Source organism: Pseudomonas sp. DVZ6 (assembly GCF_024259445.1).
Taxonomy (GTDB): Bacteria; Pseudomonadota; Gammaproteobacteria; order Pseudomonadales; family Pseudomonadaceae; genus Aquipseudomonas; species Aquipseudomonas peradeniyensis.
The window spans coordinates 1-26,285 of record NZ_JANCLM010000028.1; the positions used below are offsets into that span (position 1 = coordinate 1).

Annotated in this window: 12 protein-coding genes; 1 reads left to right on the plus strand and 11 read right to left on the minus strand. The window is 65.1% G+C overall.

What is annotated here, in order from left to right:
- Positions 1–126: 126 nt before the first annotated feature.
- The 5 genes from NMG10_RS16660 to alaC all read right to left on the minus strand — a co-directional run bounded on the left by NMG10_RS16660 (position 127) and on the right by alaC (position 18,730).
- Entirely contained in the window at positions 127–378 is a 252-nt protein-coding gene (locus NMG10_RS16660; RefSeq protein ID WP_050703802.1) for a DUF3077 domain-containing protein, read from the minus strand.
- A complete protein-coding gene (locus tag NMG10_RS16665; protein WP_254464744.1) occupies positions 375–620 on the minus strand; it encodes a hypothetical protein in 246 nt (81 codons plus the stop codon). The genes NMG10_RS16660 and NMG10_RS16665 overlap by 4 nt, the downstream gene beginning before the upstream one ends.
- Positions 621–1,191: 571 nt before the next feature.
- The gene (locus NMG10_RS16670) at positions 1,192–16,476 is read right to left on the minus strand and encodes an autotransporter-associated beta strand repeat-containing protein (protein ID WP_337994569.1); all 15,285 of its coding nucleotides are present in this window, start codon (positions 16,474–16,476) and stop codon (positions 1,192–1,194) included.
- 378 nt (positions 16,477–16,854) lie between these two features.
- Entirely contained in the window at positions 16,855–17,238 is a 384-nt protein-coding gene (locus NMG10_RS16675) for a YkgJ family cysteine cluster protein (protein ID WP_050703800.1), read from the minus strand.
- Positions 17,239–17,521: 283 nt separating this feature from the next.
- Entirely contained in the window at positions 17,522–18,730 is a 1,209-nt protein-coding gene (alaC, locus tag NMG10_RS16680; protein WP_203647943.1) for an alanine transaminase, read from the minus strand.
- Between the two features lie 369 nt (positions 18,731–19,099).
- Here alaC and NMG10_RS16685 point away from each other — a divergent pair, with 369 nt between their 5' ends.
- Positions 19,100–19,954 carry an RHS repeat-associated core domain-containing protein gene (locus NMG10_RS16685; RefSeq protein ID WP_254464745.1) on the plus strand — a complete coding sequence of 285 codons (855 nt, stop codon included), beginning with the start codon at positions 19,100–19,102 and terminating at the stop codon, positions 19,952–19,954.
- 88 nt (positions 19,955–20,042) lie between these two features.
- Here NMG10_RS16685 and cyoE read toward each other — a convergent pair whose 3' ends face one another.
- The 6 genes from cyoE to NMG10_RS16715 all read right to left on the minus strand — a co-directional run bounded on the left by cyoE (position 20,043) and on the right by NMG10_RS16715 (position 25,933).
- Complete coding sequence (gene cyoE / locus NMG10_RS16690) at positions 20,043–20,930, minus strand: heme o synthase (RefSeq protein ID WP_028689798.1); 888 nt, start codon at positions 20,928–20,930, stop codon at positions 20,043–20,045.
- An 11-nt stretch (positions 20,931–20,941) separates the two neighbouring features.
- The gene (cyoD, locus tag NMG10_RS16695; RefSeq protein ID WP_110736808.1) at positions 20,942–21,274 is read right to left on the minus strand and encodes a cytochrome o ubiquinol oxidase subunit IV; all 333 of its coding nucleotides are present in this window, start codon (positions 21,272–21,274) and stop codon (positions 20,942–20,944) included.
- Complete coding sequence (locus tag NMG10_RS16700) at positions 21,274–21,897, minus strand: cytochrome o ubiquinol oxidase subunit III (protein WP_023629875.1); 624 nt, start codon at positions 21,895–21,897, stop codon at positions 21,274–21,276. The genes cyoD and NMG10_RS16700 overlap by 1 nt, the downstream gene beginning before the upstream one ends.
- 3 nt (positions 21,898–21,900) lie before the next feature.
- Positions 21,901–23,919: a cytochrome o ubiquinol oxidase subunit I gene (gene cyoB / locus NMG10_RS16705; RefSeq protein ID WP_232854695.1), complete on the minus strand. Its 2,019-nt coding sequence runs from the start codon at positions 23,917–23,919 to the stop codon at positions 21,901–21,903.
- A 3-nt stretch (positions 23,920–23,922) separates the two neighbouring features.
- A complete protein-coding gene (cyoA, locus tag NMG10_RS16710; protein ID WP_028689802.1) occupies positions 23,923–24,867 on the minus strand; it encodes a ubiquinol oxidase subunit II in 945 nt (314 codons plus the stop codon).
- 559 nt (positions 24,868–25,426) lie between these two features.
- Positions 25,427–25,933 (minus strand): disulfide bond formation protein B, encoded by a 507-nt coding sequence (locus NMG10_RS16715; RefSeq protein WP_203647945.1) that lies wholly within the window; start codon positions 25,931–25,933, stop codon positions 25,427–25,429.
- Between the last annotated feature and the right edge of the window lie 352 nt (positions 25,934–26,285).

A 26,285-nucleotide genomic window follows, 5' to 3' on the forward strand; every position in this document is an offset into this window, starting at 1 on the left:
CCACGCTGGAACTCTGTTACCTGCGCGACAGAGTAGCCCGAAGGGCTGGGCGATCTCCTACAGGAAACAGCAACTCCGGGTAGGAGCGGCCTTATGCCGCGAAAGGGCTGCGCAGCAGCCCCCCGTTCACCGCGCTCGGTTCAACCCCAACTCCATGTCATCGATCAGCCCCTTGGCCAGACCGCTGAGAATCCGCGCCGCACTGGCGGCCATGAGGTCCCCTTCCATCTCCGCCTCGGTGGTGAAATGCGCCACGCAGCCGAGCAGCACCGACAGGTCGCTGAAGGCGTGATCGAACGGGATGCCAGGCTGGATGCAGAAGATCTCGAGGCAGGTGGTCTTGCCCTGGGTCGGGCCGGGCTTGAAGTCGTCGCTCATACCGGCGCCCCCTTGGCCCGGGCGTGGAGGACCAGCGAGATGACCAGTTGGCCGAGGATCTCGACGCTGTCCTTCATCACGTCGAGGCGCTCGTCGCGCTGGCAGACGGTGTAGGCGTGGACGGTGTCGCTGAGGGTGTGCATCAGCTTGTTGGCGTGGGCCATGGCTTCCTCGGGGTCGAGGTCGCTGATGATGGTGACGAAGGGGATTGGGTAGGGTGGGTCAGGTACAAGTTTTTTCATGGTTACTCCTCGAAATTGAAATTCAGGAACAACCACCTCGATCCTTCTCACAGATTAGGGTGGCAGTCGTACGCATGGTGAGAAGCCCGTGTGTAACCATGAATCCACGGTCAGGCTAAAGCCTGCACGCGCACGACCGCCATTGACGGAATCGACATGGTTCACACAACGGGCTTCTCACACCCGGTCGCCAAATGTGACGACCCAGTGACGGTACCCCTGATGAGTTTCCCGGCCAATTCAGAGCCTTCCGGCAGGCGCGTAGGATAGGTCCGAAGCGCTGGCTGGCTGAAGGACTTGGTTTCAAATTCGGAAATGTCTTACGGGGTTTGGGACGAGGGTTTTGATCGCGTCATGGCCACCAGGTGCATGGCGCTGCAAAATTTGCGGCGAACGCCTGGTGGCCCTGATGCGGTCAACAGCCCTCGCGCTCGAAGACCAAGAAAAGGCCGGGGGCGCTTTGCGCCCCTTTCGCGGCACAAGGCCGCTCCTACAGAGAGGAACACGGTCTCCTCCTGTAGGAGCGGCCTCGTGCCGCGAAAGGGCTGCAACGCAGCCCCGGCGATCTACCTCAGAACCCCATGCTGAAGCTCACCACCACACCATGGTCACGGTTCTCGCTCGACAGCTGCCCGGAATACCCGACCCCCAGCTTGCCGCTCGCGCCCACCGACAGGTCCACCCCTGCCTCGACCACTGCCGCGTCCTTGGCGATCGGCACGCCCTCGGTGCTGAACCCGGCGCCACCGTCGATAAAGCGCAGATCCGCATCGGGCTTGTCGTCACCGAACGCATGGCGCCAACCCACCGACAGCCGCGGCGTGACGCTGCTGCCATTGTCGAGCAGGATGCGCTTGCCGGCCCGCACGCCCAGGGTGGAGAAGGTCACGTCCTGGTCGACCTTGCCTTCCAGCCGCCCTGCCCCGCCCTTCTCGTGGGCGGTGTCGCTGTCGTAGTTGACGTAGGCCAGCCCGGCGAACGGCTCCAGGGCGATGCCGCCGGCATCGATGGCGTAGCCCACCTCGCCGAACACCTGGGCGCTGCGCGCCTTGTACTTGGCCTTGAGCCGGTCGTCGTAGCTGCCGACGGTGACATCGCGCTTGGTGTCGATGTCGTGCCAGCTGTAGGCCACGCCCATACGGGCGGCGAAGGCGTCCAGCTGGTAGCCGAGGTAGGTGGTCAGGTGGTAGCTGTCTACCGTGGCGTCGGAGCGACGGCGGTGCGCATCGATGCTCGAGCGGGTGTAGCCGGCGGCGGCGCCGACTTTCCACTGGTCATCCAGGGCACGGTCGACGCCGAGCATGAAGCCCGACAGGTCGCGGTCGACGCTGGCATGGCTGCTGCTGCCGTCGTAGGTACCCCAGCCGCCGATGGCGCGGATCCAGCCCACAGCCTGGCCCTGGCAGCCTTCGCTGGTCAGCTGCTGGTTGGCGGTCGGCGCCAGGGTGCGACGCGGATCGTCCTGGTTGCTGCAGTCGGCCTGGCGCAGACGGTCGTTGACCGCTTCGCGGACGTAGCGCGAGTCCTCGATCAGCACGGTCGCGGTGCTGGCGTGGATCTCGCCGGACAGGCTGTCGAACGCCGCCTGGGCGCCCTGGCGGTCCAGCGGCAGCAGGTTGTTGACCAGCTCGGCCGGCGCCCCGGCGCTGCCCAGGGCCGTGGCCACGCCACGCTGGTTGCCGGTGGCGGCGACATCGGCGAAGGAGTTGCCGTTGCGGCTGACCGACAGGGTCACCTGGTTGGCGCCATAGTCCAGCGAGCTGTTGAGGAACGCCGAGTTGGCCAGGTTGGTGGTGGCGAAGGTACCGGTGACGCCACCCGCGGCGCTGACCACGGTGTACTGGCCATTGCCGCTGGCAAGGTTGGCCACCATCAGGCTGCCGCCGAGGTTCGCGGTGCCGCCCACGTTCAGGTAGTTCACCGGTGAACTGGCGAGGTCGATCACCAGGGTGCCGGTGGCGCCATTGGTGAAGTTGCCCGACACGTTCAGGTTGCCGGCCGGCCCCGGCAGCACGGTGCCGTTGTTGATCAGCCCGGCGACGGTGCCGTTGCCGGTCAGGGCGGCGCCGTTGGCCACCGTGACCTGGGCGCCGAGGTTGCTGCCCGGGTTGGCCGCGTCGCCCACCTGGAGCACGCCCTGGTTGACATTGAAGGCGCCGCTGAACGGCTGGTTGCCGGTCAGCAGCAAGGTACCGCCACCCTGCTTGGTGGTGGTGCCGGTACCGCTGAGGGTGCCGTTGAAGGTGCCGTTGCTGCCCTGGGCGAACACCAGGTTGGCGTTGTTGAGGATGTTGCCCTGCAGGCTGGTGGTGTTGCCGACCAGGGTACCGCCGCTGACGGTGGTGCCGCCGCTGTAGGTGTTGGCGCCCGCGAGGATCAGGGTGCCGGCATCGAGTTTCTCGATACCGCCAGTGCCGACCAGCGGTGCGCTGACGGTGGCCGTCGCGCCGGCGTTGACACGCACTGCCGCCAGGCTGCCGTCGGCATCGTTGACCGGGGTCAGGCTGCCGCCAGAGCCCGGGACGACCTGGTAGCCATCACTGAGGAACTGCAGGCCCTCGAACGACTGGTTGCCAACCACGGTAACGGTGCCCGACGTGCCGCCAAAGACCGCGTAGCCGCCACTCCAGCCTTCGCTGCTGGTACCGCCGGCATTGGTCCAGCCAGTGTTCGAGCCCCAGGTGCCACTGCCGCCGCCGACGCTGCCGTCGGGGTTGGTCTTGCCGCCGTTCCAGAACTGCAGCTCCTCGCCGTAGTTCTGCACCACCAGGTTGATCTGGTTGGCGATGGCGGTCTGCAGGCTGAGGTCGCCCAGGACCACGCTGCCGGGGATGGCGCCGAACACCAGGCCATTGTCGGTGAGCGTGCCGCCGTAGCTGAACAGTTGGTAGACACCGGTGCCGAAGCCGCCGGCATCGGTGATGTTCAGCGTGCCGTCAAGCACCAGGTTGCCGTTGACCCTGACCACGGTGGTGGAGGCAGCCGGAGCGCCAAGGCTGAAGTCCAGGGCGCTGCCCGACGCCAGGTCGAGGCTGCCTACTGTGAGCGGCGTGGCGCTCTGGCCGGCGGCCAGGGTAGCGCCGTTGGCGATCTGCACGCCGCCGCCGTAGGTGCCGCTGCCGCCCAGGCGGGCGCCGGTGGCGACCTGCACGCTGGTGCTGTCGAGACGGCCGTTGACCAGCAGGGTGCCGGCATTGACGCTGGTGGCGCCGGTGAAGGTGTTGACCCCGGTCAGCAGCAGCTCGCCGGTACCGTTCTTGGCCAGGGTGCCGTTGCCGCTGAGGTTGCCGGTGTAGCTGCCGTTGGCGTTCTGTTCGAAGGTCAGGGCCCCGTTGTTGAGGATCGCGCCCTGCAGGCTGGTGCTGTTGCCCACCACGCCGCCGGCGTTGATCTGGGTGCCGCCGCTGTAGGTGTTGGCCCCGTTCAGGGTCAGCAGGCCGGCGCCGTTCTTGATCAGCCCACCCGTGCCGCTGACTACGCCATTGAGAGTCAGGGCGTTGCTGCCGGCGATGGCCAGGGCACCGTTGAGTACGGTGGTGTTGGCCAGGGTGACGGCGGTGTTGCTGTCCAGCGTGGTGCCGCCTGCGGCCGTCAGCGTGCCGCTGCCCAGCGCGCTGTTGTTGCCAAGCACCAGGGTGCCGCCATTGAGGGCAGTGCCGCCGCTGTAGCCGTTGGCGGCGTTGAGCACCAGGGTGCCGCCGTCCTGCTTGGCGACGCTGCCGGTGCCGTTGAGGGCGACGTTGAGGGTCGCGGTGACACCGTTGTCGACCCGCAGGTTGGTGGTGCCGTTGCCCAGCAGTTCACCGGCGGTACCGGCGTTGAGCACATAGCCATCGGTGACGAACTGCAGGCCGGTGATGCTGTGGCTGCCGTTGACGGTGACAGTGCCGGGGGCGCCCTGGAACACCGCGAAGGTGTCGTTCCAGGTGCTGTTCAACACACCGTTGACGTCGGTCCAGTTGGTGTTGGTGGCGTCCCAGGTGCCGCTGCCACCGTCGATCTGGCCGTTGGCGACGCTCTGGCTGCCATCCCAGAACAGTACGTTGCTGGCACCGCCGACCACCAGGTTGACCTGGTTGGCCACGGCAGTCTGCACGGTCAGGTCGGTGATCGGCACCGGCGTGGTGCCGAAGCTCATGCCGTTGTTGGTGAGGCTGCCACCGTAGGCGAACAACCGGTACACGCCAGCGCCAAAGCCGCCGATATCGGTGACGTTGAGGGTACCGCCCAGGGTCAGGTTGTTGGCCACGTTGACCAGCGGCGTACCACCAGACGACGGCGTGCCCAGCGAGGCGTTGAAATTGGCGCCGCTGTCGAGCACCAGGTTGCCGGCGTTCAACGTGCTGCCGCTGGTGGCCGCGAGGTTGCCGCCGTTGGCCACCGTCACCGCGCCGCCGAGGCTGCCGGCGCCGCTGAGGCTGGCGCCGCTGGCGACGTTGACCGCGCCACTGGCCAGGGAGCCATTCACCTGCAGCCCCCCGGCCTGGACGTTGGTGGTGCCGGTGTGGCTGTTGGTGCTGCTCAACGCCAGGGTGCCGTTGCCGAGTTTGTTCAGGGTGCCGGTGCCGCTGATATTGCCGTCGAACACCCCACCCTCCACTGCCAGGCTGTTGCCGGCGGCGATCTGGATCGCGCCGGTGCCGCCGATGTCGCCGAGGCTGGTGTTGCCGTCAAGGTTGAGGCTGGCGCCGCTGCTGACGTTCAGCTGGCTCTGGGTACCGAGGGCAGTGGTGCCGATGGTGCTCAGGCTGCCGGAGAGGATGTTGAGGATGCCGCTGAAGGTGTTGTTGCCCGACAGGGTCAGGTCGGCCAGGCCGCTCTTGTTCAGCTCGCCCCCGCCGCTGAGCACGCCAGCCAGTTGCAGGTCGTTGCTTCCCAGCACGTTGAGCACGCCACTGACATTGACCGGGTTGGCCAGGGTGACGGCACTGGCGCTGTCGAGGTTGGCGTTGCCGCTGACCTCCAGGCCGCCGCTGCCCAGCGCCGCGTTGTTGCCGACCACCAGTGTACCGGCCTGCAGGTCGGTGCCGCCGCTGTAGGTGTTGGCGCCCATCAGCGCGAAGCGCGCGAGGCCAGCCTTGAGCAGGCGGCCGGTGCCGCCGACGGTGCCGCCCAGGGTCAGGTCGTTGCTGCCCAGCACGGTGAGATCGCCCGTGGTGGTGACGTTGTTGGCGAGGGTGACCGCCTGGCTGCTGTCCAGGCTGGTGCCGGGCGCCGTGGTCAGGCTGCCGGTGCCGAGCGCGGTATTGGAGCCCAGCACCAGGGTGCCGCCATTGAGCGCGGTATTACCGGCATAGGTGTTGTTGCCGGCCAGCGCCAGCCGCGCGCTGCCGGCCTTGACCAGGCCACCGGCGCCGCCGATGTTGCCGTTGAGGGCCAGGTCATTGCTACCGGCAATGTTCAATGGGCCCGCCAGGGTGACGGCATTGCCCAGGACGACCGAGGCGTTGCTGTCGAGGGTGGTGCCCGCCGCGGTGTCGAGCGCGCCGCTGCCCAGGGCCGCGTTGTTGCCGACAATCAAGGTACCGCCGCTGAGCAGGGTGCCACCGCTGTAGCTGTTGCTGCCGTTGAGCACCAGGGTGCCGCTGTCGAGCTTGTTGAGCTTGCCGACGCCGGTCAGGCCGACATCGAGGGTCGCCGTGGCACCCGGATCGACCCGCACGCTGGTGTCGCCACCGCTGCCGTTGATCAGGTCGAGCGCGCCGCCGGTGCCCGCCAGCAGGCGATAGCCATCGGTGACGAACTGCAGGCCGTTGACGGTCTGGCTGCCGTCAACGGTGACATCGCCCGCTGTACCCTGGAACACCGCGAAGGTGCTGCCCCAGGTGGTATTGAGCACGCCGTTGAGGTCGGTCCAGTTGGTGTTGCCGGCGTTCCACACGCCGGTGCCGCCATCGACCTGACCGTTAGGCACGCTCTGGCTGCCGTCCCAGAACTGGATGTTCAGGCCGGCGGCGCTTACCAGCAGGTTGACCTGGTTGGCCAGGGCGGTCTGCAGGGTCACGTCACCCAGGCCTACGCCCACTGGCAGGCTGCCGAAGTCCAGGCCGTTGTCGGTGAGCGCGCCGGTGTAGTCGAAGATGCGGTACACACCGTTGCCGAAGCCGCCGATGCTGCCGACATTGAGCGTGCCGTCGAGGGTCAGGTTGCCGCCGACGTTGAACAGCGCGGTGCCGCCGGTGGACGGGGCGCCCAGACCTACATCGACGATCGAGCCGCTGTTGAGCACCAGGCTGCCGAGGCCCAGGGTGGCGCCGCTCTGCCCGGCCAAGTGGCCGCCGTTGTTGATGACCACCGTGGCGTTGGCACTGCCGCTGCCGGTCAGGGTGGCGCCGCTGGCGACCGTCAGCAGGTTGCTGCCCAGGCTTCCGTCGATCTTGAGGGTGCCGGCGTTGACCTGGGTGTTGTCGGCCAGGTTGCTGGTGCCGGTCAGGGTCAGGGTGCCGCTGCCGATCTTGGTCAGGCCGCCCAGGCCGTTGAGACCACCGGCGAAGGTGCTGCTGAGGTTGTTGCCGCCCAGGCTCAGGACACTGCCGATGCCGACATCGACCTGGCCGCTGCCGGTCAGGCTGCCGAGGCTGGCGTTGCCGTTGAGGTTGAGCTGGCCGCTGGCGCCGACGTTGAGGGTGTCGACGTTGGCCAGCACACCGCTGCCGAGGGTGGTGAGGGAGCCGGCCTGGATGTCGACGTTGCCGATGAAGGTCTTGACGCCGACCAGGGTCAGGTCGTCGACGCCGGTCTTGACCAGGTTGCCGCTGCCGCCGAGGTCGCCGCTGAGGATCAGCGCGTTGGCGGCTTCAACGGTCAGGTTGGCACCATTGCTCAGGGCAATGGTGTTGCCCAGGGCCATGGGCGCGCTGTTGGCCAGGGTGGCGTCGGCGGTGACCGAAAGGGTACCGGTGCCCAGCGCACCGCTGCTGCCCAGGGTCAGGCGCCCGGCGTTGAGCTGAGTGCCGCCCTGGAAGCCGTTGTTGCCATTGAGGGTCAGGTTGCCGCTGCCGTTCTTGGTCAGGCCGGCGGTGCCGTTGATCACGCCATTGAGGGTCAGGTCGTTGCCGCCATCGACGCTCAGGCCGGCATTGAGGGTGACGTTGTTGGCCAGGGTGGTGCTGGCGCCGCTGCTCAGGGTCGAGGCCCCGGCGACGGTCAGGGCGCCCTGCCCCAGCGCGTTGTCGTTGCCGACCACCAGCCGGCCGGCATTCAGGGTGGTGCCGCCCAGGTAGTTGTTGGCGCCGTTGAGGGTCAGGGTGCTGGCGCCGGACTTGTTCAGGCCGCCGACGCCATCCACCACGCCGTTGAGGGTAAGGTCGGCGCTGCCCGGCAGGTTGAGGGTACCGCCCAGGTGTACATTGTTGGCCAGGGTGGCGCCTGCGCCACCGGCATCGAGGCTGGTGTTGGCACCGGTGCTCAACGCGCCGCTGCCCAGCGCGGTGTTGCTGCCAACCACCAGGGTGCCGGCGTTGAGGGTGGTGCCGCCGCTGTAGGTGTTGTTGCCATTGAGGGTCAGGGTGGCGGTGCCGTTCTTGACCAGGCCGTTGCTGCCGGAGACCACGCCGTTGAGGGTCAGCGCCTGGCTGCCGCCAAGGGTCAGGTTGCCACCGGCGAGGTTGACGGCGTTCACCAGCGCCAGCGCCTGGCTGGCATCGAGGCTGGCGGCGCCGTTGACGGTCAGCGCACCGCTGCCCAGGGCGCCGGCGTTGCCCAGCAGCAGGCTGCCGGCCTGCAGCGAGGTACCGCCGGCGTAGGTATTGCTGCCATTGAGCACCAGTTGCCCGGCACCCAGTTTGTTCAGCGCCCCGGCACCGCTGATGACACCGTCGAGGGTCAGGGCCTGGGTGTTGTTGACGCCGAGAGTGGTCCCGACGCCAAGGCCGATGGCATTGGCCACCTGCAGCACGCCGGTGGTGGCCAGGGTGCTGCTGCCGGTCACCGCCAGGTTGCCCGTGCCCAGGGCGGTGTTGTTGCCCAGGGTCAGGGTGCCGCCACCCAGGGTGGTGGTGCCCTGGTAGGTGTTGGCGGCGCCGAGGCTCAGGTTGCCGCTGCCGGTCTTGGTCAGGCCGCCGGTACCGCTGATCACACCATTGAGGGCCAGGTTGTTGTTGCCGGTCAGGCTCAGGGTGTTGTTGAGTGTCACCTGGTTGGCCAGGGTCAGGGCACCGGTGGTGGCCAGGTTGCTGGCGCCGCCGACGGTCAGGGTGCCGGTGCCCAGTGCCTGGTTGTTGCCCAGGGTCAGCGTGCCGGCATTGAGGGTCACGCCTCCGGTCAGGGTGTTGGCGCCACTGAGGGTGAGGTTGCTGGCACCGTTCTTGGTCAGGCTGCCGGCCCCCGTGACCAGGCCGCCCAGGCCCAGGTCGTTGCTGCCGGTGATGGTGAGGTTGCCTCCCAGGTTGACCGTGTTGCCGATGTTGATCGCCGCGGAGCTGTCCAGCGTGGTGCCGGCCGCCGCGTTGAGCTGACCGAGGCCAAGGGCGCTGGCGCTGCCGAGCACCAGGGTGCCGGCATTGAGGTTGGTGTTGCCCAGGTTGCCATTGGTGCCGTTCAGGGTCAGGGTGCCGCTGCCGGTCTTGGTCAGGCCGCCGACGCCGTTGACGTTGCCGCCCAGGGTCAGGTTCTGCGCCCCGGCGATCGTCAGGTTGCCGGCCAGGTTGAGCTGGTTGGCCAGGGTGACGTTGGCATTGCTGCTCAGGGTGGTGCCGCCGACTGCGTTCAGGGCGCCGGTGCCCAGCGCGGTGTTGCTGCCTACCACGAGAGTGCCGCCGTTCAGGCTGGTGCTGCCCTGCTGGCTGTTGCTGCCGTTGAGGGTGAGCGTGCCGGAACCTGTCTTGACCAGGCCCCCGGTGCCACTGAGCGCTCCGTTGAGGGTGAGGTCGTTTGTTCCCGGTAGGGTGAGGTTGGCGTTCAGGGCGACGGTATTGCCCAGTGCCAGGTTACCGGTGGTGTCCAGGCTGGCGGCGCCGGTGACGGTCAGGCCGCCAGTACCCAGCGCCTGGGCGTTGCCGAGGGTCAGGGTGCCGGCGCCCAGGCTGGTGCCGCCGCTGTAGGTGTTGGCGCTGCCCAGGGTCAGGTTGGCGCCGCCAGCCTTGACCAGGCTGCCAAGGCCGGAGACCACGTTGGACAGCCCCAGGTCGGCGGAACCGGCGACGGTCAGGGCACCGCTTAGATTGAAGGCGTTGCCAAGGGTCACGGTGGTGTTGCTGTCCAGGGTGGTGCCGTTGGCGGTGCTGACAGCGCCGCTGCCAAAAGCGGTGTTGTTACCGACCACGACCGTGCCGCCGTTGAACAGGGTGCCGCCGGTGTAGCTGTTGGCACCATTGAGCACCAGGGTGCCGCTGTCGAGCTTGGCCAACTGGCCGCTGCCCGAGAGGCCGACGTTGAGGGTCGCGGTGACGCCGGGGTCGACTCGCACGGCGAAGGCGCCGTTGCTGCCGTTGACCAGGTCCAGCCCACCGGCGCCGATCAGGCGATAGCCGTTGGTGACGAACTGCAGCCCGGTGGCGGCCTGGGTGCCGACCACGGTGACATCCCCCGCAGTGCCCTGGAACACCGCGAAGTCACTGGCCCAGCTGCCGTTGAGCACGCCGTTGACATCGGTCCAGTTGGTGTTGCTGCCATTCCAGGTGCCGGTGCCGCCGTCGATCACGCCATTGGGCACGCTCTGGGCGCCGTCCCAGAACTGTACGGTGCCGGTGGCGCCGCCGACCAGCAGGTTGACCTGGCTGCCGATGGAGGTCTGCACCTGCAGGTCGCCGGGCAACATGGCACCCGGCACGTTGCCGACCAGCAGGCCGTTGTCGAGCAGCGCGCCGGTGTAGTCGAACAGCCGGTAGATACCGGTGCCGAAGCCGCCGACGTCGGTGACGTTGAGGGTGCCGTCCAGGGTCAGGTTGCCGTTGACGTTGACCAGCGCGGTGCCACCAGTAGCGGGCGAGCCCAGGCCGAAGTCGAGGACCGAGCCACTGTGCAGGGTCAATGCGCCGGTGCCGAGGGTCGCACCGCTGTTGGCCAGCAGGTGCGCGCCGTTGGCGATGTCGACCGCCCCCAGCAAGCTGCCGGTGCCGCCGAGGCTGGCGCCGCTGTTGACCTGCACGCTGGCGCTGGCCAGCGAGCCGGTGACATTGAGCAAGCCGGTATTGACCGTGGTATTGCCAGCGAGCACGTTGACCCCGGACAGCTCGAAGCTGCCACTGCCGTTCTTGATCAGCCCGCCGCTGCCGGCCAAGACGCCGCTGAACACGCTGTTGAGGTTGTTGCCGCCCAGGGTCAGGGCACCACCGCCCGCGATATTCACCGTACCGGCGCCGCTCAGGCCACCGATGGTGGCGCTGGCGCCGAGGTTGAGGCTGGTGCCGGCGCCGACGCTGACCGCCGAGGTATTGCCCAGAGCGGTGGTACCGACGGTGGTGATGCTGCCGCCGAGCAGGTCGATGGCACCGCTGAAGGTGTTGTTGCCCGTCAACGTCAGGTCGGACACGCCGTTCTTGATCAACCCGCCGGTACCGGCGAGCACGCCGCCCAGGGTCAGGTTGTTGCTGCCGCCAAGGGTCAGGTTGGCGCCGAGGTTGACGTCGTTGCCCAGGGTCATCGCCACGCTGTTGGCCAGGGTCGCGGCGCCCCCGACGTTCAGCGCGCCGGTTCCCAGCGCCGCGGCATTGGCCAGGGTCAGGGTGCCGGCATTGAGGTTGAGGCCGCCGCTGAAGGTGTTGGCGCCCGACAGGGTCAGGTTGGTGCTGCCGTTCTTGGTCAGCGCGCCAGTGCCGCTGATCACGCCGCCAAGGGTGGTGGCGTTGCTGCCCGGCAAGGTCAGGGTGGCGCCGGCCCCCAGGTTGATGGCGTTGCCCAGGTTGAGCGCGGCGCTGCCGTCGAGGCTGGCGTTGCCGCCCACGCTCAGCGCGCCGCTGCCGATGGCGTTGTTGTTGCCCAGGGTCAGCAGCCCGGCATTGAGGGTGGTGCCGCCGCTGTAGGTGTTGTTGCCGTTGAGGGTCAGTCCGGCGCTGCCATTCTTGACCAGCGCACCGCTGCCGCTGATCAGGCCGCCGAGGGTGGTGGCGTTGCTGCCCAGCACGGTCAGGGTGTTGCCGCCCAGGCTGATGCCGTTGGTCACCGCCACCGCGGTGCTGGCGTCGAGATTGGCGTTGCCGCCCAGGGTCAGGGCACCGATGCCCAGCGCGGTGTTGCTGCCGAGGGTGAGCGTGCCGGCATTGAGCTGGGTGCCGTTGGTGTAGAGGTTGTTGCCGCTCAGGGTCAGGTTGGCGTTGCCGTTCTTGACCAGCGAACCGATGCCGCTGACCACGCCGCTCAGGCCCAGGTCGGCGCTGCCATCGATGGTCAGGGGGCCGGCGATGGTGACGTCGTTGGCCAGGCTGACTGCCGTGCTGGCATCCAGGTGGGTGCCGGCCAGCGTGTTGAGGGTGCCGGTGCCCAGCGCGGTGTTGCTGCCGAGCACCAGGGTACCGGCGTTCAGACGGGTGATGCCGCTGTTGCTGTTGTTGCCGCTCAGGGTCAGGCTGGTGGCGCCGTTCTTGGTGATGCCGCCGGCGCCGGCGATGGTGCCGCTCAGGGTCAGGTCGTTGCTGCCGGGCAGGATGAAGTTGCCGGCCAGGTTCAGCGCGTTGCCGATGTTCAGCCCGGCGACGCTGGTGTCCAGGGTGGTGTTGTTGGCGGCATTCAGCGCGCCAGTGCCCAGGGCGGTGTTGCTGCCCAGTACCAGGGTGCCGGCGTTGAGCGCGGTGGCGCCGCTGTGGGTATTGTTGCCGCTCAGGGTCAGGGTGGCGCTGCCGCTCTTGACCAGGCCGCCGGTGCCACTGAGGTTGCCGGCCAGGGTGAGATTGCTGGTGGTGGGCAGCGACAGGTCGGCGGCGAGGTTGATGGCGTTGTTCAGGGTCATGGCCGTGGAGTTGGCCAAGGTGGCAGCACCGCCGACGTTCAAAGCTCCGGTCCCCAGCGCCGCGGCGCTGGCCAGGGTCAAGGTGCCGGCATTGAGGTTGAGACCACCGCTGAAGGTGTTGGCACCTGACAGGGTCAGGTTGGTGCTGCCGTTCTTGGTCAGCGCGCCAGTGCCGCTGATCACGCCGCCGAGGGTGGTTGCATTGCTGCCCGCCAGGGTCAGGGTATTGCCGGCGAGGTTGATGGCATTGCCCAGGTTGAGGGTGCCGCTGCCGTCGAGGCTGGCGTTGCCACCCAGGGTCAAGGCGCCGCTGCCCAGGGCATTGTTGTTGCCCAGGGTCAGCAACCCGCCGTTGAGGGTGGTACCGCCGCTGTAGGTGTTGTTGCCGTTGAGGGTCAGGCCGGCGCTGCCGTTCTTGACCAGCGCGCCGGTGCCGCTGATCTGTCCGGTCAGGGTGGTGGCGTTGCTGCCCAGCACGGTCAGGGTGTTAGCGCCGAGGCTGATGGTGTTGGTGGCGGCTACCGCGGTGCTGGTGTCGAGGTTGGCATTGCCACCCAGGGCCAGGCCGCCGATGCCCAGTGCGGTGTTGCTGCCCAGGATCAGCGTGCCGGCGTTGAGCTGGGTGCCGTTGGTGAAGACGTTGTTGCCGCTCAGGGTCAGACTGGCGTTGCCGTTCTTGACCAGCGAGCCGATGCCGCTGAGCACGCCGCTCAGACCCAGGTTGGCAGTGCCGTCGATGGTCAGGGGGCCGGCGATGATGGCGTCGTTGGCCAGGCTCACGGCCGTGCTGGCGTCCAGGTGGGTGCCGGCGGCGGTGTTGAGGGTGCCGGTGCCCAGCGCGGTGTTGCTGCCGACCACCAGGGTACCGGCGTTGACAAAGGTGGAACCGCTGTTGGTGTTGGCACCAGTCAGGGTCAAGGTGGTGTTGCCGCCCTTGGTGATGCCGCCGGCGCCGGCGATGACGCCGCTCAGGGTCAGGTCATTGCTGCCGGGCAGATTCAGGTTGCCGGCCAGGTTAAGGGCGTTACCGATGTTCAGCCCGGCGACACTGGTGTCGAGGGTGGTGTTGGCGGCGGCATTGAGCGCGCCGGTGCCCAGCGCGGTGTTGCTGCCCAGCACCAGGGTGCCGGCGTTCAGCGCCGTGGCGCCATTCTGGGTGTTGTTGCCGCCCAGGGTCAGGCTGGCGCTGCCGTTCTTGATCAGCCCGCCGGTGCCGCTGAGGTTGCCGGCCAGATTGAGATTGTTGGCGCCGGCCAGGGTCAGGTTGGCGCCGAGGTTGACGCCATTGTTCAGGGTCATCGCCACGGCGTTGGCCAGGGTCGAGGCCCCGCCAACAGTCAGGCCGCCCGTGCCCAGGGCCGCCGCGCTGGCCAGGGTCAGGGTGCCGGCATTGAGGGTCAGCCCGCCACTGAACGTGTTGGTGCCACCCAGGGTCAGGTTGCTGCCGCCGTTCTTGACCAGTGCCCCGGTGCCGCTGATCACGCCACCCAGTGTGGTGGCGCTGGTGCCCGGCAGAGTGAGGGTGTTACCGGCCAGGTTGATGGCGTTGCCCAGGTTGACCGCCACGCCCGCATCGAGGCTGGCATTGCCGCCCAGGGTCAGCGCGCCAGTGCCCAGGGCGTTGTTGTTGCCCACGGTCAGCACGCCGCCATTGAGGGTGGTGCCGCCGCTGAAGGTATTGCTGGCGTTGAGGGTCAGGCCGGCGCTGCCGTTCTTGACCAGCGCGCCGGTGCCGCTGATGACACCGCCCAGGGTGGTGGCACTGGTGCCCAGCAGGTTGAGGGTGTTGGCGCCGAGGTTGACCGCGTTGCCCAGGTTGACCGCGGTGCCGGCGTCGAGGCTGACGTTGCCGCCCAGGGTCAGCGCACCGCTGCCCAGCGCATTGCTGTGCCCGACGGTGAGCTTGCCGGTGTTGAGCGTCAGGCCGCCGCTGAAGGTGTTGTTGCCATTGAGGGTCAGGTCGCCGGCGCCATTCTTGACCAGCGCGCCGGTGCCGCTGATGACACCACCCAGGGTGGTGGCGCTGGTGCCCAGCAGGTCGAGGGTGTTGGCCCCCAGGTTGATCGCGTTGCCCAGGCTGGCCGCGCTGCTGGCATCCAGGCTGGCATTGCCGCCCAGGGTCAGGCCGCTGGTGCCCAGCGCGGCGCTGTTGCCGACAGTGAGCTTGCCACCACCCAGGGTGGTGGTGCCGCTGTAGGTGTTGACGCCGTTCAGGGTGAGGTCGGCAGTGCCGGTCTTGGTCAGGCCGCCGGTACCGCTGATCACGCCGTTGAGGATGGCGGCATTGCTGCCCGGCAGCGTGAGGGTGTTGCCGCCCAGGTTGATGGCGTTGCCCAGGGTGAGCGCGGCGGTGTGGTTCAGGGTGCCGTTGCCAGTAAGGGTCAGCGCGCCGGAACCGAGGGCACTGTCGTTACCGATGGTCAGCGTGCCGCTGGCCAGTGTGGTACCGCCACTGAAGGTGTTGACGCCGTTGAGCGTCACGGTGCCGCTGCCGCTCTTGACCAGCGAGCCGGAGCCGCTGAGCACGCCGCCAAGGGTCAGGGCATTGCTGCCGGGCAGGGTCAGCGCCGCGTTCAACGCCACGTTGCTGTTCAGCACCAGTGGCACGCTGCCCTGCAGGCTGCTGGCGCCGCTGACGGTGAGGCCGCCGCTGCCCAGTGCCGCGGCGCTGGCCAGGTTGAGGCCGCCGGCGGCCAGGGTGGTGCCGCCGCTGTAGGTGTTGGTGGCGCCGAGGGTGAGCAGCCCGGTACCGGTCTTGGTCAGGCCGCCGACACCCGAGATCACGCCATTGAGAGCCATGTCGGTGGCGCCGCCGACGCTCAGGCCGGCATTGAGGGTGAAGTTGTTGGCCAGGCTCAGGCCGCCGACGGTGCCCGCCAGCCCGCCGCCGTTGACAGTGATGGCGCCACTGCCGAAGGCACTGGAATTGTCGAAGTTGAGCTGGCCTCCGTTGAGGGTGGTCTGGGTGGTGCCGTTGAGCACCTGGCCGATCAGGCTCCAGGTGCCGGCGTCGACAATCAGGCGGCTGAAGTTGATGTAGTTGGTGGCGTTGATCGTACCGCTGCCCGCGGTGCCGCTGCCGCCGCCAATGGCGTTCTGCAGCGCCAGGGTGTTGGTGCCGCCGGCGCCGCCGTCGATCTTCCCGGCTGCGGCAAAGGCGAGGTTGGGGTTGCTGGTGACCAGCAACGCCACGCCGACCCCAAGCCCTGCCCCGACGCTGGAGCCGGTGATGGCGTTGAAGCGGTTGGTGCTGTTGGCGCCCATCGACAGGCTGCCGGTCAGGGTCCCGGCGTTGGTGAAGGTGTTACCCGCCGCAGAAGCCTCGAACGCGGCACGGCCGAGGATGGTGCCGGTGTTGGTGAAGTTCACCGTACTGCCGCCGGTCACGGCGATGACCGGCGTGTCCTCGCTCACCAGCGTGAGGCTGGCCAAGGCCGAGGAGCCGATGCTGCCGGCGTTGCTGATGGTGGTGGTGCCGGCGGCGCCGTTGCGCGCGTCCAGCGCCATGCCGGTGAGGTTCAGCAGGTTGGCGCCGAGCAGGGCGCCGGTGCCCTTGATCACGCCCGTGGCGTTGTTGTTGATGGTGAGGGTGCTGCCGGTGCCGGTGTTGCCGATCAGCACGGCGGAGGACTGGATGCTCAACAGCCCGAGCAACGTCGGGTCGATGGTGCCGGAGTTGTTCAGGGTGTTGTTGTTGCCGGCCAGCGATAGCGAGGTGCCGCCCACGCCCAGCAAGGTGCCCAGGGTCGCGCCCGGGTTGACGTTCACGGTGAGGCCGCTGCCGCCGTTGGTATAGCTCGGCGCCAGCGGGTTGGCAGCGCCGTTGCAGGTGATCGTGGCCCCGGCCGCGCTACAGGCAGCCAGGGCCTGTTCGCTGGACAGACCAAATGCCATCGCACCTACAGCCAGGCTGACAGCCAGCGACAGTTGCGAGAAACGGGCGGGTGAACGGGGGGCGGCACGTCTGTCCACGGAGAGCTCCTTCGTGGATCAGGCGATTCAGTCCTTGAATGCGTGCACAGCGGGGCAGGAAAGAGCAGTGGAACACGCGACGGCCGAAACGCCTGATCTATGGCTACGAATTTCCTTTGAGGGAATGTGTAGCCGCTCAGGCGCGGGCGGTACGGCACAGGGGACGGTCAAATGGTGTTAATACTTTGTTTAGGCGGCACGTGTTTCGCGGGTTTCAGACTTGCGGCCATTGGATCCAACCGACGAACGGTCATGGAGAATGGCCAGAATGTGAAACGGTTTGTGGGAGCGGGCTTGCCACGGGATGACGCCGGCACCGCAATCGCGGGACAAGCCCGCTCCCACGCAGTTCGCAGTCTGCAAGGCCAAGTAATCCCTTCAGGCTACCTCCGCCCCCTCATCCGGCCAATGCGGCTCATTGGCGCCCGGTGGTGTCAGCGGTGGCAAGCCATAGGCTGCCCGGGCGTCGTCACAGCTGGGGTTGTGCACGCCGTTTTCCCACGAGGCATCGAACTCGCGGCAGGGGCTGGAGCGGTTCTCGTAGATGGAGCACGCCACTTGCGTGCCGATCTCGCCACCCAGGCTGACGCAGCGGCAAGGCTTGGCGTCGGTGCCGATCATGGCGACCCGGGTCGGGTTGATCTGCACCACCAGATCGTCGGGCACCACGCCGCCGGCGGACTGGCATTCACCCCAGAAGAAAGACACACGAAAGTAGCCGCAGCAGGCGCCGCAGGTCAGGCAAGGGTTCTGATCGGACATGATGGCCAGGGAAGGAGGTTGTTGTTATCGGGGCGAGCGCCCGCGGCGCTATTTGTAATCCAGGCGCGGACGGCTGAGAAGAGGGGGAAGCAAAAAAAGATCGCCGCTGATCGGCGTTCCGAGGTAAGCGATATGCGCAGGTCTGTGTAGGAGCGGCCTCGTGCCGCGAAAGGGCTGCAAAGCAGCCCCGGGTTCTTGGCAATGCTGCATACATCCCGGGGCCGCTTCGCGGCCCTTTCGCCGCACAAGGCCGCTCCTACACCCGCGATAGCGCCCTGGCGGCTTACTTGCTGGTCAGCCCATCGGCCCGGAACATCTGGCGAATGCCGCGAATGGCCTGGCGAATCCGGTCCTGGTTCTCGATCAGGGCAAAGCGCACATGATCGTCGCCGTAGTCACCGAAGCCGATCCCCGGCGACACGCAGACCTTGGCCTCGGCCAGCAGCTTCTTGGCAAACTCCAGCGAGCCCAGGTGCGCATAGGCCTCGGGAATCTTGGCCCAGACATACATCGAGGCCTTGGGGTTCTCGACCATCCAGCCCAGCTCGTGCAGGCCCTTGACCAGCAGGTTGCGGCGCTGGCGATATTGCTCGGCGATGTCTCGCACACACTGCTGGTCGCCTTCCAGGGCAGCGATGGCGGCCACCTGCAGCGGGGTGAAGGTGCCGTAGTCGTGGTAGCTCTTGATCCGCGCCAGGGCGCTGACCAGCTCGGGGTTACCGACCATGAAGCCGATCCGCCAGCCGGCCATGTTGTAGCTCTTGGACAAGGTGAAGAACTCCACCGCGATGTCCTTGGCGCCCGGCACCTGCATGATCGACGGCGCCTTCCAGCCGTCGTAGACGATGTCGGCATAGGCCAGGTCGTGCACCACCAGCACGTCGTACTGCTTGGCCAGGGCCACAACGCGCTCGAAGAAGTCCAGCTCGACGCACTGGGCGGTGGGGTTGGACGGGAAGCCGAGGATCATCATCTTCGGCTTGGGGATCGACTCGCGGATCGCCCGCTCCAGCTCGTTGAAGAAGTCCACCCCTGGCACCAGCGGCACGGAGCGCACCTGGGCACCGGCGATCACCGCACCGTAGATATGGATCGGGTAGCTGGGGTTGGGCACCAGCACCGTGTCTCCCTGGTCGAGGGTGGCCAGCATCAGGTGCGCCAGACCCTCCTTCGAACCGATGGTGACGATGGCCTCGCTTTCCGGATCGATGTCGACCTCGTAGCGATCCTTGTACCAGTTGGAGATCGCCCGGCGCAGGCGTGGGATGCCGCGGGAGGTGGAATAGCCGTGGGTGTCCTCGCGCTGGGCGACCTGCACCAGCTTCTCGACGATATGCGGCGGGGTGGCGCCATCGGGGTTGCCCATGCTCAGGTCGATGATGTCCTCGCCACGGCGGCGGGCGGCCATCTTGAGCTCGGCGGTGATGTTGAAGACGTACGGGGGGAGACGATCGATGCGCGCGAAGCGGCGCGGCGAACCTGGGTTGGCCATGTGTTCCTCTGCAGACGTAAGCGCCCGGAACCGTCCGAGCGACGTTGGCCGCTGCGGCGGCCTGATTCAGAAGATAGTGCCGAAACAATATTTCTGTAAAGGATAATTTCCTGTTTTGCTTAACATTTTCAGATGTATTTTTTGAAAATCAAAGATTTATGTTTTCAGGGCCGGCCTCTTCGCGGGTAAACCCGCTCCCACAGGGATCGCGCTAACCCTGTGGGAGCGGGTTTACCCGCGAGGAGGCCGGCACAGGACAAACAGGCATAAAAGCTTGCGGACGCCGACCTGTCATTTTTGCCAGCTGCGCTGTTCCAGCAGCCAGCCTACGCTTGATGCACCCTCACCCGACAGACCATGGGATGCATAATGGGAACGCATGAGAAGAAGGCTGAGCAGGGCCACCTCAGCAGCAACCCGCACTCCAGCATTGTCCATCTATTGGCGACTGAACACGGTGGCAGCGTGGTTGAGATACACCCACGGGACAACACCCCCACCATTACTTATTCACCCTACGGCATGACGCCCGGGGATATAGCCGTTTCAATACAACAGCGGTTCAACGGCCATTTCAGAGAGTGCTGGCTGGACGGTTACTTGCTGGGCAATGGTTACCGCATGTACAACACATTGCTGATGCGTTTCCACTCCCCCGACAATCTAAGTCCGTTCCTTCAAGGGGGCATCAATGCCTACATATATTGCTCTGGAGATCCAGTAAGTCGACATGATCCAAATGGTCACACCAGCGCAAGCAGGCGGAGAACAAACAGTCAATCGTCACTCAACTACGTGCAACGCTCGACTATAAAAAATCCACGCCCCACCAGTGCCCCAAGCAGAATAAAAGCACTTGAGCCATCGACCACTGTAGCTCGGAGCACCTCTCAGCAAAGGCCGGTTGTGATCGTGAAGCCGAGAGTAGAGCATGACAATCCATGGATATCAACATTCAATGAAATTGACTTGAGCAAAACATCAGCCACGAAACATATAGAATTCTGGATAAGTCAGTATGATTTTTCACACGTCCTCACAGACCGTTCTCAACACATGAACAGCACAGCAGTTTTTATTGCTAATGCCGCAGGAGGGAGAAACCCTTACAGCGCATTAAAACTAAAGAACAACATAAATGACATGGCACTTGGATTAGTAGCTTTAGATGCCGAAAATATCAGAAATCTTGTCGAGACAAGCTTGATAGCCAGCTCTACCTAAAATTCAAACTAACGGGCTTAGGCATCATTCAGAAGCACAAAAAAACCCCGGCACATGGCCGGGGTTCCTGGTGTAACAGGCTGCTGTATCAGCGCGCGTAGGTCATCAGCACATCGGCCGCGGTCTGGCTGTCCACGCCCATCATCACGCTCAGGGCGGTGACGGTGAGGATGGAGAAGCCGAACACCTTGCGGGCCCACTTGCTGTCGTCCTCGGCCTTGTAGCCGCCCCAGGCCATGTACAGCCAGTACAGGCCCATGGCGGCCGCCACGGCGAGGTAACCCAGGCCGGCATAGCCGCCGAGGGTCAGCATCAGGGTGGCGAGCACGAAGGCCAGTACGTACAGCACGATCTGCTTCTTCGCCGCGAGGATACCGCGTGCCACCGGCAGGACCGGAATGTTGGCGGCGCTGTAGTCCTTGAAGCGGAAGATGGCGATGGCGAAGCTGTGCGGCATCTGCCACAGGCTGAACATCACCAGCAGGGTCACCGCAGCCAGGTCGAAGCTGTTGCTCACGGCGCAGTAGCCGATCACCGGAGGCATGGCACCGGACAGGCTGCCAACCAGGGTGCCGTGCACCGATTTGCGCTTGAGCCACAGGCTGTAGAAACCGACGTAGACGACGAAGCCGACCAGGGCGCAGAACGCCGCCAGCGGGTTGGCTTGCACATACAGCAGGCTGAAACCCGCCACCCCGAGCAGGGTGGCGTAGATCAGCGCCAGGGGCAGCGACATGCCGCCCTGGACCATGACGCGGTTCTTGGTACGTTCCATCTTGTGGTCGATGTCACGGTCGATGCAGTTGTTGAACACGCATCCGGACGCGACCACCAGGGAAGTACCGATCACCACCGCCAGGAACAGGGCGAAATCCACATGCCCCTTAGCGGCAAGGAAGAAACCGCCTGCCACGGAAAGCACGTTACCGAAAATGATCCCCGGTTTGGTGATTTGGATAAAGTGCTTCACGGACATGCAGTCTTACCTCACTTGGCCAACATTTCGAAGTGGATGCTGAACATGATCCACAGCGACAGGCCGACCAGCAGTGCAATTACCAGGACGGTGAACAGGAACGTCGACACGTTGGAACGCTGCTCTTTCGAGCGGTCCATGTGCAGGAAGTACACGAGGTGCACGACAACCTGGATGATGGCCATGGCCACCACGATCAGGACGGTCAGGTTCTTCGGCAGGCTCGGGTACATCACCAGGCCGAACGGGATCGCGGTCAGGATGATCGACAGTACGAAACCGATCATGTACGACTTCACGCTGCCGTGATTACCTTCGTGGTGAGTGTCGTGTGCGTTAGCCATTACAGAACCCCCAGCAGGTAGACGACGGTGAATACGCAGATCCAGACCACGTCCAGGAAGTGCCAGAACAGGCTCAGGCAGCTCATGCGGGTCTTGGCGGTCGGCGTGATGCCGTGCTTGTTGATCTGGTACATCATGATTGCCATCCAGATCAGACCGGCAGTCACGTGCAGGCCGTGGGTACCGACCAGCGCGAAGAACGCCGACAGGAAGCCACTGCGCTGCGGGCCGTAGCCCTCGGCGATCAGGTGATGGAACTCATAGATTTCCATCGCGATGAAGCCGGCACCGAACAGGAAGGTCACGGCCAACCAGCCCAGCACGCCTGCCTTGTTGCCGGCGAACATCTTCAGCATGGCGAAGCCGAAGGTGATCGAGGACAGCAGCAGGAACGCGGTTTCAACCAGCACGAAGTCGAGCTGGAAGATGTCGTGACCCGACGGGCCGCCGGCGAAACCGCCGGACAGCACCGCGTAGGTGGCGAAGAGCGACGCAAACAGGATGCAGTCGGTCATCAGGTAGAGCCAGAAACCGAGTACGGTCATCTGGCCCGAGTCGTGGTGGTGGTCGTCGTGCGCATGGTCATGACCATGCGCGCCACCGTGGATTACTTGACTGGACATTGATTACACCCGTTCAAACGATTCGACACGTGCGCCGGCAGGCAGAGCACCTGCTTTGGCCAGCGCTTTCATGCGCTCGCCTTCGATGCGCGCCACTTCTTCGGCCGGAACCATGTAGCCCTGGTCGTCACGCGCGGCGTGGCGAACGAAGACAGCGATGGTTGCCACCAGGCTCGCGCCCACCAGCCACCAGATGTGCCAGATGAAGGCGAAGCCGAACACGGTCAGCAGCAGACCCATGAACAGACCGGTGGAGGTGTTGCTCGGCATGTGGATCGCTTCGTACTTGGCAGGTGCCTTGTACGCAGCGCCGGCTTCCTTGGCTTCGTGCCAGGCGTCCAGGCCAACATGCTGTGGCATGTGAGCGAAGTTGTAGAACGGAGGTGGCGACGAAGTCGACCATTCCAGGGTACGGCCGCCCCATGGGTCGCCGGTGACGTCCATGTTGTCCTTGCGGTCGCGAACCGAGACGTAGATCTGGATCAGCTGGCAGGCGATACCGAACAGGATCAGCACCGCACCGACCACGGCAACCCACAGGTAGGGTTCCCACAGCGGGTTGTCGGAGTGGTTCAGACGACGGGTCATGCCCATGAAGCCCAGGGCGTACAGCGGCATGAACGCGACGTAGAAGCCGGAGATCCAGAACCAGAAGGCAGCCTTGCCCCACTTCTCGTTCAGGGTGAAACCGAAGGCTTTCGGGAACCAGAAGGCGAAGCCGGCGATGTAGCCGAATACCGCGCCACCGATGATCACGTTGTGGAAGTGGGCGATCACGAACAGGCTGTTGTGCAGAACGAAGTCGGCACCTGGAACAGCCAGCAGGACGCCGGTCATGCCACCGATGGAGAAGGTGACCATGAAGCCCAGGGTCCACATGATCGGCGCGGTGAAGCGCAGACGGCCCTGGTAGATGGTGAACAGCCAGTTGAACAGCTTCACACCGGTCGGAATGGAGATCAGCATCGTCGCCAGGCCGAAGAAGGTGTTGACGCTGGCGCCGGCACCCATGGTGAAGAAGTGGTGCAGCCAGACCGCGAAGCCGAGGATGGCGATCGCGCCCGAGGCGTAGATCATCGAGTGGTGACCGAACAGGCGCTTGCCTGCGAAGGTCGAGGTGACTTCCGAGAACACGCCGAAGGCCGGCAGGATCAGGATGTAGACCTCAGGGTGACCCCATGCCCAGAACAGGTTGACGTACATCATCGGGTTCCCACCAAGCTCGTTGGTGAAGATATGGAAGTCCAGATAACGGTCAACGGTCAGCAGGGCGAGCGCGGCGGTCAGGATCGGGAAGGAAGCGACGATCAGCACGTTGGCCCAGGTGCAGGTCCAGGTGAAGATCGGCATGTCCATCAGCTTCATGCCAGGGGCGCGCATCTTCATCACGGTGACGAGGAAGTTCACGCCGGTAAGCGTCGTACCCAATCCGGATAGCTGTAGCGCCCAGATGTAGTAGTCGACACCCACCCCAGGGCTGTACTGGATACCCGCGAGCGGCGGATAGGCAACCCAGCCGGTCTTGGCGAATTCACCAACGCCCAGCGAGATGTTGACCAGCAGCACGCCTGCCAGCAGCAGGTAGAAGCTCAGGGAGTTCAGGAACGGGAAGGCAACGTCACGTGCACCGATCTGCAGCGGAACCGCGAGGTTCATCAGGCCGGTGAAGAACGGCATCGCCATGAAGATGATCATGATCACACCGTGGGCGGTGAAGATCTGGTCATAGTGTTCAGGCGGCAGGTAGCCTTCGGAGCCACCGGTGGCGGCGGCAAGCTGGGTACGCATCATGATGGCGTCGGCGAAGCCGCGCAGCAGCATGACCATAGCGACGATGATGTACATCACGCCGATTTTCTTGTGGTCGACCGTGGTCAACCACTCGGTCCACAAGTAGGTCCACTTGCGGAAATAGGTGATGGCACCAACGACAGCGATACCACCGAGCGCGATCATGGCAAGCGTCACCATGACTATCGGCTCGTGATACGGTATCGCCTCCAGAGTTAATTTACCGAACATCTCTTACTCCTCTGCACCGGCAGCTGGTTGCATACTCGATTCCACACCCTTGGTAGTGGCCAGGTCTTTGCTGCCTGCTTCTTCGTGGTTCGGACGACCGCGGTTCATGCCTTCGTACTTGTCGACGATGCGCTGGAACTGGTCAGCCGGAGCCTCGCTGTACAGCGCGACTGGGTTGTTTTCGCTAGCTTTGGCCAAGGCGTCATATTCGGCCTGGTCCAGTTTCTTCGGCGATGCCTTCACTTCAGCGACCCATGCATCGAAGTCAGCTTGCGAGGTGGCAACAGCCTTGAATTTCATACCGGTGAAGCCGGCGCCGCTGTAGTTGGCGGAGATACCGTCAAACACACCGTTTTCGTTGGCGATCAGGTGCAGTTTGGTGGTCATGCCGGCCATGGCGTAGATCTGGCCGCCCAGACCCGGGATGAAGAAGGAGTTCATCACGGCGTCGGAGGTGACACGGAAGTTGACCGGGGTGTTGGCCGGGAAGACGATCTTGTTGACCGTGGCGATGCCCTGCTCCGGGTAGATGAACAGCCACTTCCAGTCCAGCGCGACCACGTCGATCTGCACCGGCTTCACATCGGAATCCAGTGGACGGTACGGGTCCAGCTTGTGGGTGGAGTGGTAGGTGAAGTAACCCAGGGCGATGATGATCAGGATCGGGATGATCCACACCGCGGCCTCGATCTTGGTCGAGTGCGACCAGTCGGGGGTGTAGGTGGCGGCCTTGTTGGAAGCACGGTACTTCCAGGCGAACGCCAGGGTCATGATGATCACGGGCACGACCACCAGCAGCATCAGGCCGGTGGCGATCAGGATCAGGTTCTTCTGCTCAATGCCGACCTGGCCCTTCGGGTCGAGCAGGGTCCAGTTGCACCCACTGAGTAAAAGCATGCCTAAAAAGGGCAATATGCCAAACAGTCTGGGGTAACGCTTTTTACTCATCTCACGACCTCTAGATCAGCTTGCTTCAATGCAATTTGTGTTTTGGTAGCCAACACTTCGTCCTGCCAAGTGCGGCAATTGGCGCCCGTACTCGCCCCTGCCAGGGATCCGACTGCAGGATCTTGGCGTCAAGCGGGTGTGCGGTGCTTATGGTTTCGTAGGCAACAGGCCTGTACTTCAGACCAAGTCCATTTGGTGCGGAAAACGCGGAGGGGGGTCCGCCCGGTATCGCCGTTGGGCGAAACTTGACGAAGTCAGCAAATGGAAAGCGCTGCGGCTTCCATCAATCCTGCGACTTGCAAGCAGTGCCGAACGGAAATTGGGGGCGATTGTAGATAGGTCGTTCAACGATGACTATGACTTATTGAGCAACAGTCTTTTACAGAATGCGTAACAATGCTGGTCAAAAAATCAACTTCGCGACAGTTTGTCGCACCCCTTCCAGTAGCCCTGAAAGCCTTGCCGCGCAAGGGCTGGTGGCTGACCTGGATCAATCGTGCGGTGCGCACTGCGGCTTATCTCGCCGCGCAATAGACCCAGGTCAATTCGGGACTTTGGTCTAAGCGCGACGTCGGTTTCGGTAGATCCCCAGGGGCACCAGCACCGCCGTCAGGACGAAGGCCACCAGCGCCCATTGCGCCAGCGACAGGCCGAGGATCGGCGGGTACGGGGTGGAGCAGAAACCGTCGACCTGGAAGGCCAGCGGCCAGAGCTTGGCCAGCGGCAGGTCGTCGACGATGGGCTGCAGGGTGTCGATGCCGCAGCTGACCATCGGGTTGGCGAGTATATACACATGGTTACCCGCCGCAATGATCCCGCCGATGGCGCTGAGCACCACCAGCGCCTCGAAGAAGGTCAGGCTGCGACGCCCGGGCATGGCCGCGGCGATGAAGGCGAAGAGCGCGATGAACAGCAGGGCATAGCGCTGCAGGATGCACAGCGGGCAAGGCGCCTCGCCCAGCACCACCTGCATGTACAGGGCGCCGCCGATCAGCGCCAGGCAGATCACGCCGAGGAGCACCAGAAAGCGCCGTTCCCGATTCAGGCGCGATGAGAGTTCGTTCATTGCCGATTCCTTCGATGGAGAGTGGCAGCGCGGGCTGCCCGAGGGGCGCCCAGTCTACACGCTGGAGATGACCTTTGAATGCATCGAGGAGGGGCGTGCGCGGCTATCCATTGATGACCTAGTGTCCTGTCTCGGAAATACGTTCTCTTTTGGCGAGTGGCTTGGGTGTTCGGCCAAGGCGCCGCGACGAGTCATAGCAGGGCTATGGCGAGGAGTGGCAACGCCGGCCGGGCGCCCAAGACGCCGCCAAAAGTGAACAGCTTATTTCCGAGACAGGACACTAGGACCGAGCGGGTCGATTTCGGTTCACTGGCGCACATGAAAAATACGCCAGCCCGAGCGCCGGACAGGG